General features: G+C 67.5%; 17 protein-coding genes and 1 pseudogene. 3 read left to right on the forward strand and 15 right to left on the reverse strand.

Translation table 11 applies throughout. The annotated features are described in order from the left end of the window. A partial coding sequence (locus tag E1261_RS33030) for an LLM class flavin-dependent oxidoreductase (RefSeq protein WP_132413585.1) occupies positions 1-893 on the forward strand: 893 nt, incomplete at its 5' end. Here the strand turns inward: E1261_RS33030 and E1261_RS33035 are convergent. Genes E1261_RS33035 through E1261_RS33055 form a run of 5 tightly spaced genes read right to left on the reverse strand, consistent with a single transcriptional unit; the run spans position 882 to position 4,654 of the window. Further along, entirely contained in the window at positions 882-1,445 is a 564-nt protein-coding gene (locus E1261_RS33035; protein WP_132413587.1) for an HAAS signaling domain-containing protein, read from the reverse strand. The two genes, E1261_RS33030 and E1261_RS33035, sit on opposite strands and share 12 nt — an antisense overlap. Beyond that, a complete protein-coding gene (locus E1261_RS33040; protein ID WP_132413589.1) occupies positions 1,442-1,792 on the reverse strand; it encodes a PadR family transcriptional regulator in 351 nt (116 codons plus the stop codon). The genes E1261_RS33035 and E1261_RS33040 overlap by 4 nt, the downstream gene beginning before the upstream one ends. A gap of 44 nt (positions 1,793-1,836) precedes the next feature. Further along, positions 1,837-3,384 (reverse strand): DUF6297 family protein, encoded by a 1,548-nt coding sequence (locus E1261_RS33045; protein ID WP_132413591.1) that lies wholly within the window; start codon positions 3,382-3,384, stop codon positions 1,837-1,839. After that, on the reverse strand, positions 3,381-4,022 hold the full coding sequence (locus E1261_RS33050) for an ABC transporter ATP-binding protein (protein ID WP_132413593.1): 642 nt from the start codon (positions 4,020-4,022) through the stop codon (positions 3,381-3,383). Before E1261_RS33050 ends, E1261_RS33045 begins: the two co-directional genes overlap by 4 nt. Beyond that, complete coding sequence (locus tag E1261_RS33055) at positions 4,019-4,654, reverse strand: O-methyltransferase (RefSeq protein ID WP_132413595.1); 636 nt, start codon at positions 4,652-4,654, stop codon at positions 4,019-4,021. The genes E1261_RS33050 and E1261_RS33055 overlap by 4 nt, the downstream gene beginning before the upstream one ends. 90 nt (positions 4,655-4,744) lie before the next feature. On the opposite strand from E1261_RS33055, the gene E1261_RS33060 reads away from it, so the two are divergent. Continuing rightward, a complete protein-coding gene (locus E1261_RS33060; RefSeq protein WP_132413597.1) occupies positions 4,745-5,725 on the forward strand; it encodes a carbohydrate kinase family protein in 981 nt (326 codons plus the stop codon). A 1-nt stretch (position 5,726) separates the two neighbouring features. On the opposite strand, the gene E1261_RS33065 is transcribed toward E1261_RS33060, so the two are convergent. The 9 genes from E1261_RS33065 to E1261_RS33105 are packed head-to-tail and all read right to left on the reverse strand — an operon-like array spanning position 5,727 to position 15,332. Beyond that, a complete protein-coding gene (locus E1261_RS33065; RefSeq protein ID WP_132413599.1) occupies positions 5,727-6,407 on the reverse strand; it encodes a GntR family transcriptional regulator in 681 nt (226 codons plus the stop codon). Positions 6,408-6,448: 41 nt separating this feature from the next. Continuing rightward, a complete protein-coding gene (locus tag E1261_RS33070; RefSeq protein WP_132413601.1) occupies positions 6,449-7,729 on the reverse strand; it encodes an alpha/beta fold hydrolase in 1,281 nt (426 codons plus the stop codon). After that, entirely contained in the window at positions 7,726-8,547 is an 822-nt protein-coding gene (locus tag E1261_RS33075) for an ATP-binding cassette domain-containing protein (RefSeq protein WP_132413603.1), read from the reverse strand. The genes E1261_RS33070 and E1261_RS33075 overlap by 4 nt, the downstream gene beginning before the upstream one ends. After that, positions 8,544-9,347, reverse strand: coding sequence for an ABC transporter ATP-binding protein (locus E1261_RS33080; RefSeq protein ID WP_132413605.1), 804 nt, complete (start codon positions 9,345-9,347; stop codon positions 8,544-8,546). Before E1261_RS33080 ends, E1261_RS33075 begins: the two co-directional genes overlap by 4 nt. Continuing rightward, positions 9,344-10,327, reverse strand: a complete 984-nt coding sequence (locus tag E1261_RS33085) for an ABC transporter permease (protein WP_132413607.1) — start codon at positions 10,325-10,327, stop codon at positions 9,344-9,346. The genes E1261_RS33080 and E1261_RS33085 overlap by 4 nt, the downstream gene beginning before the upstream one ends. Further along, complete coding sequence (locus tag E1261_RS33090) at positions 10,324-11,283, reverse strand: ABC transporter permease (RefSeq protein ID WP_132413609.1); 960 nt, start codon at positions 11,281-11,283, stop codon at positions 10,324-10,326. Before E1261_RS33090 ends, E1261_RS33085 begins: the two co-directional genes overlap by 4 nt. Before the next feature lie 6 nt (positions 11,284-11,289). Next, positions 11,290-12,984, reverse strand: coding sequence for an ABC transporter substrate-binding protein (locus E1261_RS33095; RefSeq protein WP_238176573.1), 1,695 nt, complete (start codon positions 12,982-12,984; stop codon positions 11,290-11,292). Beyond that, positions 12,981-14,819, reverse strand: a complete 1,839-nt coding sequence (locus tag E1261_RS33100) for a glycoside hydrolase family 127 protein (RefSeq protein ID WP_132413611.1) — start codon at positions 14,817-14,819, stop codon at positions 12,981-12,983. The genes E1261_RS33095 and E1261_RS33100 overlap by 4 nt, the downstream gene beginning before the upstream one ends. A 57-nt stretch (positions 14,820-14,876) precedes the next feature. Next, on the reverse strand, positions 14,877-15,332 hold the full coding sequence (locus tag E1261_RS33105; protein WP_132413613.1) for an ester cyclase: 456 nt from the start codon (positions 15,330-15,332) through the stop codon (positions 14,877-14,879). 83 nt (positions 15,333-15,415) lie between these two features. Between E1261_RS33105 and E1261_RS33110 the strand changes: the two genes are divergently transcribed. After that, positions 15,416-16,009, forward strand: coding sequence for a TetR/AcrR family transcriptional regulator (locus E1261_RS33110; RefSeq protein WP_132413615.1), 594 nt, complete (start codon positions 15,416-15,418; stop codon positions 16,007-16,009). 242 nt (positions 16,010-16,251) lie between these two features. Here E1261_RS33110 and E1261_RS33115 read toward each other — a convergent pair. Next, positions 16,252-16,590, reverse strand: a pseudogene (locus E1261_RS33115) (polynucleotide kinase-phosphatase); the annotation flags it as partial.

Below are 16,590 nucleotides of genomic sequence, written 5' to 3' on the forward strand. Positions count from 1 at the left end.
GGACTGGGTGGGGGCGGCCGGATACGTTTACGGTGGCGGCGGCTTTGGCGGCCCGTACGACGTCCTTTCGGCCGCTGGTTGCGATTCGGCCGGGGTATTGGCGGCCGGCGCATTTTGCTTCGGCGGCGGGGACGCTGGATCAGTTGAGTGGGGGGCGGCTGCTGGTCAATATCGTGTCTGGGCAGGACAACCTGCGGGCGTATGGCGACTCTGAGGGCGATCAGGCTCAGCGTTACGCGCGCACGAAGGAGTTCCTCCAGCTGACCAGAAGGTTGTGGACCGAGGAGAACGTGACGTTCGCCGGTGAGTACTTCCAGGTGACGGATTCCACGGTCGCCACCAGGCCCGTCGTACCGCCCAAGTTGTACTTCGGTGGGGCGTCTGAGGCGGCGCAGCGGGTCGCGGCGACCGACGCGGATGTGCAGTTGTTCTGGGGTGAGCCGCTGGATGGGATCGCCGCGCGGATCAGCCGGCTCAAGCAACTGCAGGACGAGCTGGGTCGGGAGCACAAGCCGCTCGAGTTCGGTTTGCGGATCACTACGCTCGTCCGCGACACGACCGAGGAGGCTTGGACAGACGCCGAGGCCAAGGTCGCGACGATGGCGGAGAACGCGGGCGATCGCGACCATCGCTGGTTCAAGGCGGTCGGGCAGCAGCGGCTGATCGACCTGGCCGCGCGTGGCGACGTACTCGACGACAACCTCTACACGGCACCCGGGAAGTACGGCGGGGGCGGCGCCGGTACGACGTGGCTCGTCGGCTCGGCCGAAGATGTCGCGAAGTCGCTGAAGAAGTACCAGGACCTCGGCATCACGCACTTCATCCTGTCCGATACGCCGTACCGCGAGGAGACGATCCGCATCGGCGACCAGCTCCTGCCCCTACTGCGATGACCGTCCCGGCCGCCCCTTCGCCGCCAGGACAACGACCATCGCCAGCGGTGCCAGCAGGAGCGCGACGACGATCGGCACGCCCAGCCATCCCGGCAGCGTGTAGCCGAGATCAACAGTCGCGAAGGCCTGAACCGATGCGTACCCGAACGGCGTAATGAACGTCGCCAGCCACTTCTCCCGGTCGGTCCACCGATCCGAGGTCCACAGCAGATACAGCCCGGCGAACCAGCCGACGAGGAAGATGTAGACCCCGAACGGCAGCAGGAAGAAGATGGCAATCTCGCGCCCGCGAAAGCGCGATTGCGGAGGTGACGCAGGTGTCGGCTCGACCAGCACCAGCCCGTCCGCCGCGGCCGTGACGATGTCGCGAGGATCCCCCAGTTGCTCGAGCATCTGCCGGATCTCGTCGTCCGACGTCGCGCCCGCGGCCCGCGCCTCAGCGATGTGCGAGGTGACGTCCACGATCAGGTCGGTACGTCGTTCCTCCGGCAGCGGCTCGGCTGCCAGCACCAGGTCACTCAGGTACGCCGCGACAAGTCGTTCCCCGCTCATTTCCGTCTCCCCTCGTTGCCGCGTCGCAGGATCGCGTCGACCGATGTCCTAAACCGTTCCCAGTCCGCGGTGAAGTCGGCCAGCGCCTGACCTCCTGAGGCCGTGGACCGGTAGTACCGCCGCGGTGGCCCCGATTCGGACTCGCGCCAACTGGTCTCCACCAGCCCCTCCCGCCGCAGGCGCGCCAGCAGCGGGTAGATCGTGCCCTCCGTGGTGACCATCCCGTCGATCTCCCCGAGCTCCTTCACCAGATCGAACCCGTACCGCTCCTCCCCCTGCAGCAGCGCCAGCACGCAGTACTCCAGCGTCCCGCGCCGCAGCTGGGTGAAGACCTTCTCGGCTACCATGCGATACAAGGTACCTGTCCACACCAAGATAGGCCAGCGGCAGGTCAGTCCGTCTTTGGGCGGAGCGAGAACATGATGGCGAGGACGAAGCCGGGGATGACGAGCAGCCAGGTTGAGCTGAGCCCGAGCAGCACCGGCGCCAGACAGATCAGCAGTACGTCGAACCCGCGCATCGGCTGCGAGAACAGCCCCGGCGGGATCGCGCCCATCGGCGAGGCGACCAGCGGTCCCGCGTACGACGGGGGCCGCGCCGACGCCTGCCGGACCGCACCCGCGATCGCGCCCGCGCCGACGGCGAACGTGGCGGCGCCACTACCAAGGATCGGGTACGCCGCCAGCGCCCACACGACCGTGATGAGCCCGGGAGCGATCGCCATCAGGATGCGGAGTTCGCGCAGGTCGTAGCCGAGCGCACGGACGAGCCCCTTCGACCGGCACACCGATCGCAACCCGTCCATCAACGGCCGGATGGCCGCGAACCCGGCGAACCCGGCCGCGATCGGAACCAGCGGATCGAACCCGGCCCCGGCCACCGCATACGGCACCACCAGCAACGCGAACGCCATCACCAACCGCCGCGGCCACCGCAGGATCCGCACGAACTCCCGATGGATCAGCGCGGCTCCCTCAGACCCACGACCCCGCCGCGTACGAGCCCGCCCGCGCAACCGCCAGTGCCGCCCGGACACCACATCAGCCAGCATGCTCGGATCGAGGCTGCTCGCCGCACCAGCCAGGCCGGCCAGCAACTCGCCGCCCGCAATCACACTCGTCCGACTCAACCGGCCGAGCGTCCGCGCAGTCCACACAACCAGCCCCAGTACGACGACCAGCGAGACCAACCCGATCAGCGGCACCCGGAAGTCCTGCAGACTCCTCGCGGGCATCTCATCCGCGTACCTCGGGGTCAGATAGAGGATGACGTTGGCAAACTGGACCTGCGGCTCCCTGAAGCGCTGGACGGCCAGCCATACTGCGGGGATTGCAGCGACCACCAGCAGTACGTCGGCCACCCGCAACGTCCACCAGGTCCGTCGTTCCGCCTGTTGCGCCCACACCGTCACACACGCAGCACAGATCATCAGCGCCGTCGTCACGATCGACACCTCGACCAACGACGTGAACGGCGAACCGAGCACCGCCCACGCCACCGTCGACACGAGTCCGCCGAGCACCGCCGTACCGGCCATCGCCTTCCAGTACGTCGGTCGCAGCAGCGCACTGCGGTTGACCGGCGTACCGAGCAGCCAGAAACCGGTTGCCTGCGAACCCGACACCGGACCGATACTCACCAGCGCCCGCAAGGTCGTTGCCACCAGCAACGGGATGAGGATGTACGGGATCACCTCCCACAACCGCCAGCAGTGCTGGGAATCGCAGGTGGCCATGTCGGCGTTCAGGTGCTTGACGACGTTACCGCCGGTCGCGCCCAGCATGGCGAGCGTGAAGATGACCAGGTAGACGTCCTCGAACAGCTGCCCGAACGAGCGATCCGCATGCTTCCGCCGCGTCTCCCGCATCCACTTCCGCAGCGCGCGGGGTGTCGGGATCGCCCCGAAATCCGCGGGGTCGTACACAACCGGTTCACTCATGGCAGCGGCGTCAGCGTCACGACGGAGTCCGCAACCGCCTCGACCAGGGCTGGATCGTGGCTCGCGAACAGGATCGACGTACCAGACTTCTTCTCCTCGATCAGCCGCTCCGACAGCCAGCGCACACCGTCGACATCCAGCCGCGCCTCGGGCTCGTCCAGGACCAACAGCTTCCGCGGGCGCACCAGCGTGGTCGCCAACGCGAGCCGGCGGCGCTGACCGGACGACAGCGAACCCGGCAGCTGATCAGCGGCCGGCAACAGCCCGATGTCGTCCAGCAGCGTGTCGACGAGGTCCTCGGGTGTCGCGTTGCCGTGCGCGCGGGCGAGCAGGTCGAGGTGCTCGGCCGCGGTCAGGTCGGGGAAGAAGTCGAGGTCGTCGAGCAGGGTGGCGACGGCGCGGCGGACGGCCTCGGAGCGTTCGTCGATCGGCTCGCCGTCGAGCAGGATGGTGCCTGCCGCCGGTTCGGCCGCGCCGACGATGCACTTGAGCACGGTGGTCTTGCCGGCGCCGTTCGGCCCGACGAGCGCGATCGCCTGACCGGCGTCCAGGGTGAAGGTGAGCCCCTCGATCACCGGCCGGTCGCCGTACTTGTGCTGCAGGTCCTCGATCGCCAGCCGCGGCGTCGCCGCGCTCACTTCTTGCGGACCAGGGTCAGTCCGTCGCCGATCCCGAGGATCGTCACGTCGACGCGCTTGTCCGCGGCGATGTGGGCGTTGAACTCCTTGCGGTCCTCCGGGCCATCCGGGTTCACCACGCGGCCACCGGCCAGCGTGTTGTCGAACAGCAGGATGCCGTTCGGCCGGATCAGCGGGACCAGCTTCTCGAAGTAGTCGATGTACCCGGGCTTGTCGGCGTCGACGAAGGCCAGGTCGAACGATCCCTCCAACGAAGCCGCGAGTTCGTGCCCGTCACCGATCCGCAGCTCGATCTTGCCGCTCACCCCGGCCCGCTCCCAGTACTTCTGCCCGATCGCGGTCCACTCCTCGCTGGCGTCCAGGCAGATCAGCTGCCCGTCGTCCGGCAGCCCGCGCGCGATCGCCAGGGCGGAGAAACCGGTGAAGGTCCCGATCTCGACCGCTCGGCGCGCCGTGGTCAGCCGGGTCAGCGTGGTCAGCAGCCCCGCCTGGTCGGCCGTCGTCAGCATCTCGGAGACGTCGCCGAGCGCCTGGGTCTCGGCCACCAGCTCGGTCGCGATCTCGTCCAGCGGTGTGCCGTGCGCCACCATGTAGTCGTGCAGCTCGTCCGTTACCTGAACTTGTGAGCCCATCAGTACCCCTCCATGTATTAGAACGGTCGGCTGTAGTCTCTATGGGTTGTCCTAACGCCGCACAAGCACCCCACCCGAGGAGCACCCCGCATGCAGATCGCCGTCGCCGGATCGATCGCAACCGACATCCTGATGACGTTCCCCGGTCGCTTCAAGGACCAGTTCCTCGAGGAGCAGATGCACAAGGTCTCCTTGTCGTTCCTGGTCGACGAGCTGGTCGTGCACCGCGGCGGCGTCGCGGCGAACATCTGTTACGGGATGGCCCAGCTCGGTCGTCCGTCGCTGCTCCTCGGCTCGGTCGGCGCGGACTTCGCCGAGTACGGCGCGGCGCTGGCCGAGGCCGGTGTCGACGTGTCCCACGTGCGCGTCTGTGCGAACGTCCACACCGCCCGCTTCACCTGTACGACGGACCTCGACGCGAACCAGATCGCCTCGTTCTACACCGGCGCGATGGCCGAGTCCCGCGAGCTCGACCTGAGTGCGATCCACGCGGCCTCGGGCGGGATCGACCTGGTCCTGGTCGGCGCCGACGACCCTGAGGGCATGCTCAAACACACCGAGCTGGCCCGCCAGCACGGGATCGCGATCGCCGCGGACCCGTCGCAGCAGCTGGCCCGGATGGACGGCACGGATATCCAGCGGCTGATCGACGGCGCGACGTACCTGTTCAGCAACGAGTACGAAGCCGGCCTGATGGTGCAGAAGACCGGCTGGAGCAACGGCGAGATCCTGAGCAAGGTAGGGGTCCGCGTCACCACGCACGGTGGCGACGGCGTCGTGATCGAGAACGCCGACGGCATCATCACCAAGGTTCCCTCGGTCCCGGCGCCGGGTCTGGTCGACCCGACCGGTGGCGGCGACGCCTTCCGCGCCGGCTACCTGACCGGTCGCGCGGCCGGTCTCGAGCACGAGGTGTCCGCGCAGATCGGCTGCACCCTGGCCACCACCGTCCTGGAGACGGTCGGCACCCAGGAGTACAGCCTGAACCGCGCCAAGTTCCTGGAGCGGATGTCGAGCGCGTACGGCGCCGACGCGGCCGACACCGCGCAGCAGGCGCTCAACCTGAGCTGAATCAGGGTGAGCGGGCCCAGAGCCCGCGCACATGGCCGATGTGGCGGCGCATCAGTTGCTCAGCGCCGTCACCGTCGCGTGCCTCGACCAGCTCGACCAGCTCGTGGTGCTCCTCGGCCGACGCGACCAGGCGTCCGCTCTCGACCAGCGGGGTGAGTCCCAGCAGCCGGGTCTGGGACCGCAGGTCGGAGACGACGTCGACGAGCTTCTGGTTGCCGGAGTACGCGAGCAGCGTGACGTGGAAGACCCGGTCCGCCTCGATGTAGGCGATCAGGTCACCGGCCTCGGCCGCCACCACGATGTCGTCGGCCAGCCGCCGCAGCTCCGGGAAGTCCGCGGCCGGAATCACCGGTACGACGTCGCGCACCGTCGGCGGCTCGATCAGCTGCCGCAGTGCCGCCAGATTGTCCAGGTCCTCCTCGGACACCTCGGTGACCCGGAAGCCCTTGTTCCGCAGCGAGATGACCAGGCCCTCCCGGACGAGATCCAGCATCGCCTCGCGGACCGGGGTCGCGGAGACCCCGAAGCGGGCCCCGAGCATCGGCGCGGAGTACACCTCCCCCGGCTCCAGCTCACCGGAGATGACCGCAGCACGCAGCGCGTTCGCAACGCTGTCACGCAGGTTCTCCCGCTGGTCCAGCCGCCGGACACTCGGCAGCGGCCCGATCGAATCGGCAGCCATCTCCACCTCCTTGGGTCGCCGCCCATTGTCCTGTACGGCGCTCAGCCCGCCGCGACGCCACCCCCGACAGACCGGACCAACTCGGTCAGCCGCTCGAAGACTCGCGCCGTACCAATCCCATCGTGCTCGTACTCGTTCGTCACCCACGCCTGCACGTTGCCGACCCGGCGCGCGGTATCCAGTTGCAGCCCGGAATCGACGTACATGTCGTCGAAGTACACCGCAGCAGCAACCGGTACGTCGTTCGCCGCCAGCCGCTCAAGGTCGTACAGCTCGGGCCAGTGCGACCGCCGCGCCAGCAGCTCGACCGCCCCCTGGTACGGGCGCAGTCCGCTGATCTCGGCGAACATCCAGGGGTACATCATCTCGCCGGTCAGCAGCAGCGGCCGAGCCTCCTCGGCGAACTCCGGACGCCGCGCCCGCTCCGCCTCGGCCGCCCAGCCGGTCGCGCCATCGCCGGATCCGTAGCAGCTCTCCTGCAGCGCCGCGAACAACGGGCCAGTCCGGTACGACGACAGTCCGCGAGCCTGCTCGAGAAACGTCTCGGACAGCTCGTCGCCGTCGAAGGCCTCGTCGACCAGCCAGTGGATCCGCTCGAACCCGGGCTTCATCCCGAAGTCGATACCGAGCGACTGGAACCGCCGTACCGTCAACCGGTCCCCATCGGCGAGCCGAACATCGTCGGCGGCCAACCGATCCGCGATCCGGCCGATCTGCTCGACGTCATGCGGGAAGCGGGCGTAGTACTCGTGGTTCTTGGCGGCCACCCGGGGATAGGTCCGCCGGTACACCTCGGCCGCAGACGGCTCCAGCCCGGGCAGCCCGCCGGTCACGTAACAGGCGACCAGCCCTTCGGGCGCGCGAGACAGATAGGCCAGCGTCAAGAAACCGCCGTAGCTCTGCCCGAGCGTCGACCACCGGCGACCCCCGAAGACCGTCTTCCGCAGGTGCTCGGCATCCGCCACGATCGAGTCAGCCCGGAAGCACGCCAGGTAGTCGGCGCCCTCCTCAGCCGACATCGACGCCATCCGCCGCCCACTGGCCGGCGTACTGCGACCGGTGCCACGCTGATCCATCAGGATCACCCGGTAGGTCTTCAGCGCGTGCCCGATCCACGGCATCGAACCGACCGGCCGCGGGCTCTTCCCACCCGGTCCGCCCTGCAGGAACAGCAGGCACGGCAGGTCCTCGTCCTTGCGCGCCGGCTCGACAAGCTCTCGTGCGAAGACCGCGATCGACTCCGAGGACGGATCCGACCAGTCCAGCGGTACCTCGACCGTGTGCTCGCGGACATGCAGATCGGGAATCGTGTAGCTGATCACAGCGTCACCTTTCGTTGCCGGCGCTTGGCGTCCCACTCCGGATTGATCCGCGGTACGGCGGCCAGCAGCGTCCGCGTGTAATCGTCCTGCGGGTCGCCGAACACCTGCTCACGGGTACCGAGCTCGACGATCCGGCCCTGGTTCATCACGGCCACCCGGTGGCAGATCTGCCGGACCACGGCCAGATCGTGCGCGATGAAAATGTAGCTGAACCCGCTCTCGGCCTGGAGCCGCATCAGCAGCTCCAGCACCTGCGCCTGGATCGACACGTCGAGCGCCGACACCGCCTCGTCGCAGATCACCAGCTTCGGGTTGACGGCCAGCGCGCGGGCGATTCCGATCCGCTGCGCCTGGCCGCCGGAGAACTGCGCGGGGTACCGCTGGCAGTGGTCCGGATTCAGGCCGACCCGTTCCATCAACTCCTGCGCGGCAGCCCGGTACCCCTCCGCCGGTTTGATGCCCTGGTAACTCAACGGCGCGGTGATGATCCGCTCCACGGTGTACCGCGGGTTCAGCGACGAGAACGGATCCTGGAACACCACCTGCACGTCGTTGCGGAACCGTGCGAGTTCCTTGCCTCGGGCCCGGGTTACGTCCACACCATCGAAGATCACGGTCCCCCGAGTCGGCTCCAGCAACCGGGCCGCGATCCGCGCAGTGGTCGACTTCCCGCTGCCCGACTCCCCCACAACCGCGAGCGTCTCGCCGAGCTCGACGTCGAAACTCACGTCGTCCACCGCCGTGAACGTCGACTTGCGGCCAAGAGCCCCAGGCGTGCTGAACTCCTTGACGACTCCTTGAACCTGCAGCAGCGTCATGAGGCAACCTCGTCGTCAATCCTCGGTACGGCGTCCAGCAGCATCCGCGTGTAGTCGTGTTGCGGGTCGGAGAACACCTGCTCGGCGGTCCCGTATTCGACTGGATCACCGGAGCGCATCACCAGCACCCGCTGGGCGATCGAACTGATCACCGCCAGGTCGTGGGTAATGAAGATCATCCCGGTCCCGGTGGTCGACTGCAGCTCAGCCAGCAGCTCGAGGATCTGCGCCTGCACGGTCACGTCCAGCGCGGTCGTGGGCTCATCGGCGATCAGAAGCGACGGCGAACAGCACAACGCCATCGCGATCATCACCCGTTGCCTCATGCCACCGGAGAACTGGTGCGGATACTGGTCGATCCGCCGGCCCGCGTCGGGGATCCGGACCTGTTCGAGCGCCTCGATCACCACCTGCCGAGCCGCCTTCCGCGATCCGCCGCGGTGCGTGCGGTACATCTCCTCAATCTGCAGACCCACCGTGTAATACGGGTTCAGCGAGGACAGCGGATCCTGGAACACCATCGAGATCGCGTTCCCGCGGATCGGCCGCAACTCACGGTCCGACCGGCCGAGCAGCTCGGTCCCGTCCAGTCGCACGCTGCCCGACGTACGGGCTCCTCTTGGTAGCAGCCCGAGCACAGCCAGGGCCGTCATCGACTTGCCCGACCCAGATTCGCCAACAATGCCGAGTGTCTCGTCGCGGCCGACAGTGAACGACACGTTCTTCACCACGTCGACCGGACCGCGGCCGGTCGACGTGGTGACGGTCAGGTCTTCCACCACGAACAGTTCGTCGCTCATGCCGACACCACCCTGACTCGCGGGTCCAGTGCTGTGTAGACGAGGTCGACCACAACGTTGCCGATGACAACGAAGAAGGCGGCCAGCAGCGTCACCGCCATGATCACCGGCTGATCGTTCTTCGCGATCGAGTCGGCGGCCAGCTTGCCGATCCCGTTCAGCCCGAACACGGTCTCGGTGATCAGGGCACCGCCGAGCAACCCGGCGAAGTCCATTCCGAAGATCGTGGCGATCGGGGTCAGTGCGGGGCGCAGCGCGTGCCGCCGCATGATCAGCGCGCCGCCCAATCCCTTGGCCCGCGCGGTCCGGTAGTAGTTCTCGGACAAGGTGTCGATCACGTTGCTCCGGGTCAGCCGCGCGTACAGACAGGCGTAGCCGACGGCCAGCACGACCCAAGGCATCAGGTACGACTCGAACCACAGCACGGGATCGTCACCGAAAGCCGGAGCCGACGGGAACGGGAGCACCTGCAGCTTGACCACCAGCACGTACTGCAACACCAGCGCCAGCACGTAGTTCGGCACGCTCACACCGCCGAGCGCGAGGGCCATCGCCGTACGGTCCCACCACGTGCCTTGTTTGACGGCACTCACGAGACCACCGATCACACCGGCCAGCAGCCACAGTACGGCGGCGCCGACAGCGACCGTGATGCTGACGGGGAGCCGGCTGGTGAGCATGCTCCAGACCGACTCGTTGGTCTGGAAGCTGTAGCCCAGACAGGGCGCCGGGCAATGCACCGCTCCGTAGTCGCGGCCGGCGACGATCCCGCGCAAGAACTCCCCGAACTGGGTGAGGATCGGCTGATTCAGGCCGAGCACCGAACGAATCGAGTCGATGCGTTCCGGCGTACAGGTCTTGCCACAGATCATCACCGCCGGATCCGGCGAGAGCTTGAAGAAGATCAGGTAGGTGAAGAGGCAGACGGCCAGCAGGATCACCACGACCCCACCGAGCCGCGCGAGGACATAACGCGTCATGAGGCTGCCTCGCCTTGGTCGATCGCAGTGCGGATCTTGTCGCCGAGGACCGTCAGCGACAGGACAGTGAGGAACAGGAAGGCGCCCGGGATCGCGAAGAACATCGGGTCGACCGAGTACCAGCTCACCGAGCTCGAGATCATCTGGCCCCAGGACGCGGTCGGCGGTGAGACGCCGACGCCGAGGAAGGACAGCCCGGCCTCGGTACCGATGTAGCCGGGGATCGCCAGCGTCGTCATCACCACGATCGAGCCGCGCAGGTTCGGCAGGATCTCGCGGAACACCACCTGCAGGTCCTTGGCACCGGACGCACGGGCGGCCTCGACGAACTCACGACCGGCCAGCGTCATCGTCTGCCCCCGGATCACCCGGGCCAGATAGGGCCAGCCGAACGCGCTGATCACCACGACCAGCAGCACCGGCCGGTTCCCCGCCGGCAGCGACGACAGGATGGCGATCATGAAGATCAGCGCGGGGAACGCCATCAGGAAGTCCATCACCCGCGAGATCACCTGGTCGACCCAACCGCGGTAGAACCCGGCCAGCATGCCGAGTACGACGCCGAGTACCCCGGTCAGCACGGTCGCCGACAACGAGATCGTGATCGACACGCGAGCGCCGTACACGATCCTGGCGAACAGGTCCCGGCCGTTCTGCGGCTCGACGCCGAACCAGTGCTCGCCGCTGATCCCGCCCAGCGCACCCCGCGGAACGCCACCGAGCGAGGAGTCGATCGCCGCAGAGTCGAACGCGTACGGTCCCCAGCCGCTGAGCTTGGTGATCAGCGGCGCGGCGACCGCCATCAGGACCACGATCGCCAGGAACAGCACGCAGGCCAGTGCACCCTTGTCCCGCGTGACGATCCTGAGGATCCGCCGGGCCGAGGCCGGGGAACCACCGGCCGCGACCGGGGTTCCCACCTCCTCGACCTCGAGCAACGTCGGGGTCGTTGTCATCGGCTACTACTTCCCCGCGTTCTGGAGACCGACCGACACCAGGTCGATACCACCGGAGTAGCCGTCGTGCAGATACGCGCCGCCGATGTTGCTGCCGACAAGCATCAGCACCTTCTCGTAGAGCAGCGGGACGACCGGTGCGAGCGCCATGATCTGCTTGTCCAGTTCGCCGTACGCCGTGTTGGCCGCCTGTACGTCGGTGAGCTCGGAGATCTCGGTAATCTTCGCGTTCACGCCCGGATCGTTCAGCTGGGCGAGGTTCGAGTTGCCCTTCGGGGTGATGTTGCGACCGTCGAACAGCGGCGGCAGGAAGGTCGCGCCGGACGGCCAGTCCGGGCACCAGCCGGTGATCGCCGCGTCGTGCTGCTGCGACGTCGTACCGATCACTTCGTAGTACGTCGCCGTGTCGATCGTGTTGATCTTGACGGTGATCTTCAGCGGCTCGAGCGCCTGCTGGATAGCGACTGCCATCGCCTGCATCTTCGGTTGCGCACGGATGTCGAGTGTCAGCGGGAAGCCCGCCTCGAATCCGGCCTCGGTGAGCAGCTTGCGCGCGGCCTCGACGTCACCCTTGTGGTCGGGGCTCGGATAGGGGTCGTAGTCGACCCGGCCGGCCACCGACGGCGGCTGGATGCTGGTGGCGATATCGGCGAGCGCCGATCCACCGACCGCGTCCCGGACCGTCTGCTTGTTCACCGCGAGGTTGATCGCCTGCCGGACCTTGACGTTGTCGAACGGCTTCTTCGTGGTGTTGAGACCCATGTACGTCGTACAGCCGTTGATGCCGGTCATCGTCCGCTGCTTGAGCTGCGGAGTCTGGATCCGGGCCACACTGGCCGCCGCGACGCTCCCGGCGATGGCGTCCCCGTCCGTGCCCTGGCCGGCGATCATCCGCTCGTCGATCGTGGCGGGATCGAGGCCGAAGGTCCACTGGAACCCATCCGGATTCGCGCTCCGGACGGCATCGGTCTTCTTGTCCCACTTGTCGTTGCGGACAAGCTTCAGCGCGGCACCGGGCTTGAACTCGGACACCTTGTACGGGCCCGACGCGATCGGCTTGCCGTCCAACTGGTTCCCTTCGCCCTGTCCCTTCGGTACCGGGGTGAAGGTGTTCTGCGCGACGACGCTGCCGAAGTCCGCGAACGGCTTCTTCAGCTTGAACACGATCGTCTTCGCATCCGGTGTCGTGATGGTCGGCAGGTCACCCGACTTGTACGGCCCCTGGTACGACGCGGGTGCGTCGATCAGCTGCTTCGCGTACGGCGAACCGATGCCGACCTCGGGGTCCCAGGCGCGCGAGACGCCCCACTTCACGTCGGCGCTGGTGATCGGGGCGCCGGTCTCGAAGAACAGTCCGTCCTTGAGCGTGAAGGTCCAGGTCTTGCCACCGTCGGACGCCTTGCCGGTGTCCGTTGCCAAGTCCGGAACGATCTTGGTGCCCTCGGCACCGGGCGCGGCCCCCTGGGTGGTCAGCGTCCGATAGATCAACCGGTAGAAGTTGTTCACACCGCCGTCGAAACCACGAGCCGGGTCCAGATGCGAGAACGCCGCGTTCGCGAGCACCTGCACCGTGCCGCCCTGGACCGCCTTGCTGCCGGGACCGGCCGAGTCACCGGTGGCCCCATTCCCGTTGCCGCCGCACGCGGTGAGCGCGAGGGCGGCCGAGGCCACCATCCCCACCAGCATGGAAGTTCTCTTCATCTGCCTTCTCCTTCGCTTCGCAGCCACACGCGCATGGCCAACGCCTCACGGTTGCCCCACAGGAAGTACGGAACGAACGTCACCGGAACCGGCGTGCCGACGGGCTCCTCGGCCCGTCCGGTCAGCACGGGATAGAGCTCGCGCGGCGGAGCCGGTGCCGCCGCCGCGGTCAGATCCAGTACGACGTGGTCGTCCTGCCGCCGGGCGGTCGCGGCCTGGACCGCTGTTGCCGACAGGAGCAGATCGTCGACCGGCGTTTCGGAATCTTGTTGCTCGACGCAATAAACCAATGGACCGCGCGCAACCGCGATCGCTCCGCGGGTTGCGTCCAGGTACGGGTGTGATCCGTGCGCTCTCGGTGCCATCGGCAACGAAAGATTGATGCTGTCACCAGGTTTGAAGGATCGTCGGACTGTCGCCCAGCCCGGCGTCACCGGTTCGCCGTCGAGCCGAGCGTCCTGCGTCCACGCCGGGATCCGGAGCACGAGCGTTTGCTCCGCCGCCGGCGCCTCCACCACGGTGACCACGATCTCGCCGTCCCACGGATAGTCCGTGCTGACCGTGACCGTGAATTCCCCGGTGCTGATCCGCGCGTCGGCGTACAGGCCTATCGTCAGGGTGTTCTGGCCGGCCGTGGCGAGGTGGTCCTGCAGCTCGGACATCCAGCGGATGATGTTGGGCGGGCAGCACGGGCAGCCGAACCACGCGCGCCGCAGCGGTTCACCACCGCTCTCCGCCCCGGACCGCTGCTCGTGATCCGGTCGCCGCTGCAACGGGTTGTCGTAGAAGAACGCCATACCGTCTGCCGAAAGCCCAACGGCGTAAGCGTTGTAGAGCACAGTCTCGTAGGCATCCAGGTACGACGCTTTGCCCGTGGCGAGGAACATTCGCCAGGCCCACTGCATGAGCGCGATCGCTGCGCACGTCTCGGCATACGCGCGTTCGGACGGCAACTCGTACCGGTCGCCGATTGCCTCGTCGGAGTGCCGACTGCCCAGCCCGCCGGTCAGGTACAGCTTGGTCGCGACCATGTCGTCCCACAGCCGCTCCAGCGCCGCCAGCAGCGTCGGATCCCCGGTCTCCAGATGAACGTCCGCCGCTCCGGCCGCGAGATAAGCCATCCGGACGGCGTGCCCGATCACCGACGGCAGCTCCCGGAACGGCACGTGGTCCTGGAAGTACTCCCCCGGGAAGATCGTTCGCACGAGGTTCCCGCGGCCGCGGCGCTCGACGAACAGCTCGGCCTGGGTCAGGTAGGCGAGTTCGCCGGTTTCACGATAAAGCTCGACCAGCGCCATCTCGACCTCGGGATGCCCGTCGATCCCCGGCTCACCCTGCGGCCCGAACTTGCCCACCACGAGGTCCGCGAACCTCCGCGCGACGATCAGCAGTCGGTCGTCGTTGAGCTGCCGGTGCGCCGCCACCGCCGCCTGGACGAGGTGCCCGAGGTTGTAGAGCTCGTGCCCCCACGCGAGGTCGGACCAGGGCTGCTTCGGTTGGTCCGGGTCCTGGAAGTACGAGTTCAGATACCCGTCGTCCGCCTGCGCCTCCTGCAGCAGCTCGACGACCTCGTCGTAGAACTCGCGCACTCCCTCGTCCCGACCCGCCTCGTAGGCGAGACCTTCCAGTGTCTTGTACAGATCGGTATCCAGAAACGGATACCGCCCGCGATACGGCCCGACGCCCGGATCGGCGAGCCGCCGGAGGTTGTCGAGGTTCCCCGCAGCCCGCAGCTCCCGGATCGCATGCGGGATCGTCGCCTCCCGGTTCCGCCGCTGCCACGCCTGCAGCAGACCACCCGTCAGCTCTACATCCAGCTCAGTGCGGTGTGACATTGCACAAACCCTAGGTGCAATGTCACACCTTGCCAAGCGATTCCGCCAACCCTTTTCCTAGCGCAACTTCTCCAGTACGCCGGTCTGCGCAAGCAGGGCGAACCGGTCCGGACACCCCCAGTGCTCGACGATTCGCCCGTCCACCACCCGCGCCATCTCGAACAGCGCCATGTCGATCGGCGCGTTGCTCGGCGGACCGAAGAACCCGCCGGTCGCGGTCCCCCGGGCCCGGCCGCGCGCCCACACCACATCACCGACGACCACGGAATCCTCCAGCGTGTACACGAGATCCGGCATCATCGAGTGCACCTGCCGGATCGCCGCCTTCACGTTCGCCCGCGCCTCGTCACCACGGCCGGCCAGCCCGAACTGATGCTCGATCATGTCCGGCGCACACACCTCGTCGACGATCGCGTCGTTCCCGGTCGCGAATCCCTCGTGCAGGATCCGCTCCAGCACCGCCAGCGGACCACTCGTCGTCGTCGTACCCGGCAATGTCTTGTAGGCAGCCATGTCTCCCCCTGAGGATCTCTCGTTGCACTCTCTGTGCACTCGCTGCAGTGCTACTGCACTGAACACAGTGATAGTGTGCCGACATGGCCGAAGCTGTCAAGTCCTATCGCCAGGTGCAGGCGGAGGAGACCCGGATCCGGATCGCCCAATCCGCGCGCCGGCTGTTCGCCGCCCAGGGCTACGGGGCGACCAGCATCGACGCGATCGCCAAAGACGCCGGAGTGGCCACCCGCACGATCTACTCCGCCTTCGGCACCAAGCGCGAGATCCTCTCGCTGATCTGCGACCTCTGGCTGGCCGAGGCCGGCGCCCTCGAGCGAGCCCAAGAGGTCTTCGCGATCGAAGACCCGACCGCCCGCCTCCGCGCCGCCGCCGGCTGGCTCACCAACCTGTACGCCGCCGGCTTCGACGTCGTACTGATCTTCGAAGCCGCCACCGACGAGAGCCCCGAGACCAAGGCCCTCCTCCGCGCCAAACTAGCCGGCCGCAACCAGGTGATGGACGCGATCATCGAGTCCTTGCAACCGACTCTCCGCATCCCCCTACCCCAGGCCCAAGCCATCTTCCGAGCCCTGGCCGCCCCGGGCGTCTACCAAGAACTGGTAGACGAATCCGACTGGACCCCCGCCGACTTCCAACAGTTCGTAGCCGACTCCCTAACCCGCCAACTCCTCTGACCGCTCACGAGCCCGTACGACGTTGAGCACGGTTCGACCGTTGGGGTGGACGCCAGACGGTTGATGCGTGCTCAAGGTGACTTCCGCCCGCGTTCCCGTCACCTCACCAGCGACCGTTGCACGAGGTTCGGGGAAGGGAGTTCGGCGCCGCGTTAGCTGCAGGTTCCCCTAACGTCCGAACAACCGGAGGCGGGCCCTCCGATCCTTCGGACGTTAGTCATCAGATAGCGATGCGGTCACCGTCACAGCCGCGGGTCGACGGGCTCCGATTCCAACGCCAGTACGGCGAAGACGCATTCGTGGATCCGCCAGAGCGGCTCGCCTCGGGCGGCGCGCTCCAACGACTCGATGCCGAGGGCGTATTCGCGGAGGGCCAGGGAGCGTTTGTGGCCGAGGTTGCGGTCGCGGAGGCGGGCGAAGTTGGCGGGCTCAGTGTAGTCGGGGCCGTAGATCAGCCGCAGGTACTCCGGGCCGCGGACCTTCAGGCCGGGTTGCGCGAGACCCTTCGCGGTCCGGACGAGATTGGCGGCCGGCTTCACGACCATGCCCTCACCGCCCGCCCCGGTCAGCTCCTCCCACCA

The organism is Kribbella albertanoniae, assembly GCF_004348455.1.
GTDB classification, from domain to species: domain Bacteria; phylum Actinomycetota; class Actinomycetes; order Propionibacteriales; family Kribbellaceae; genus Kribbella; species Kribbella albertanoniae.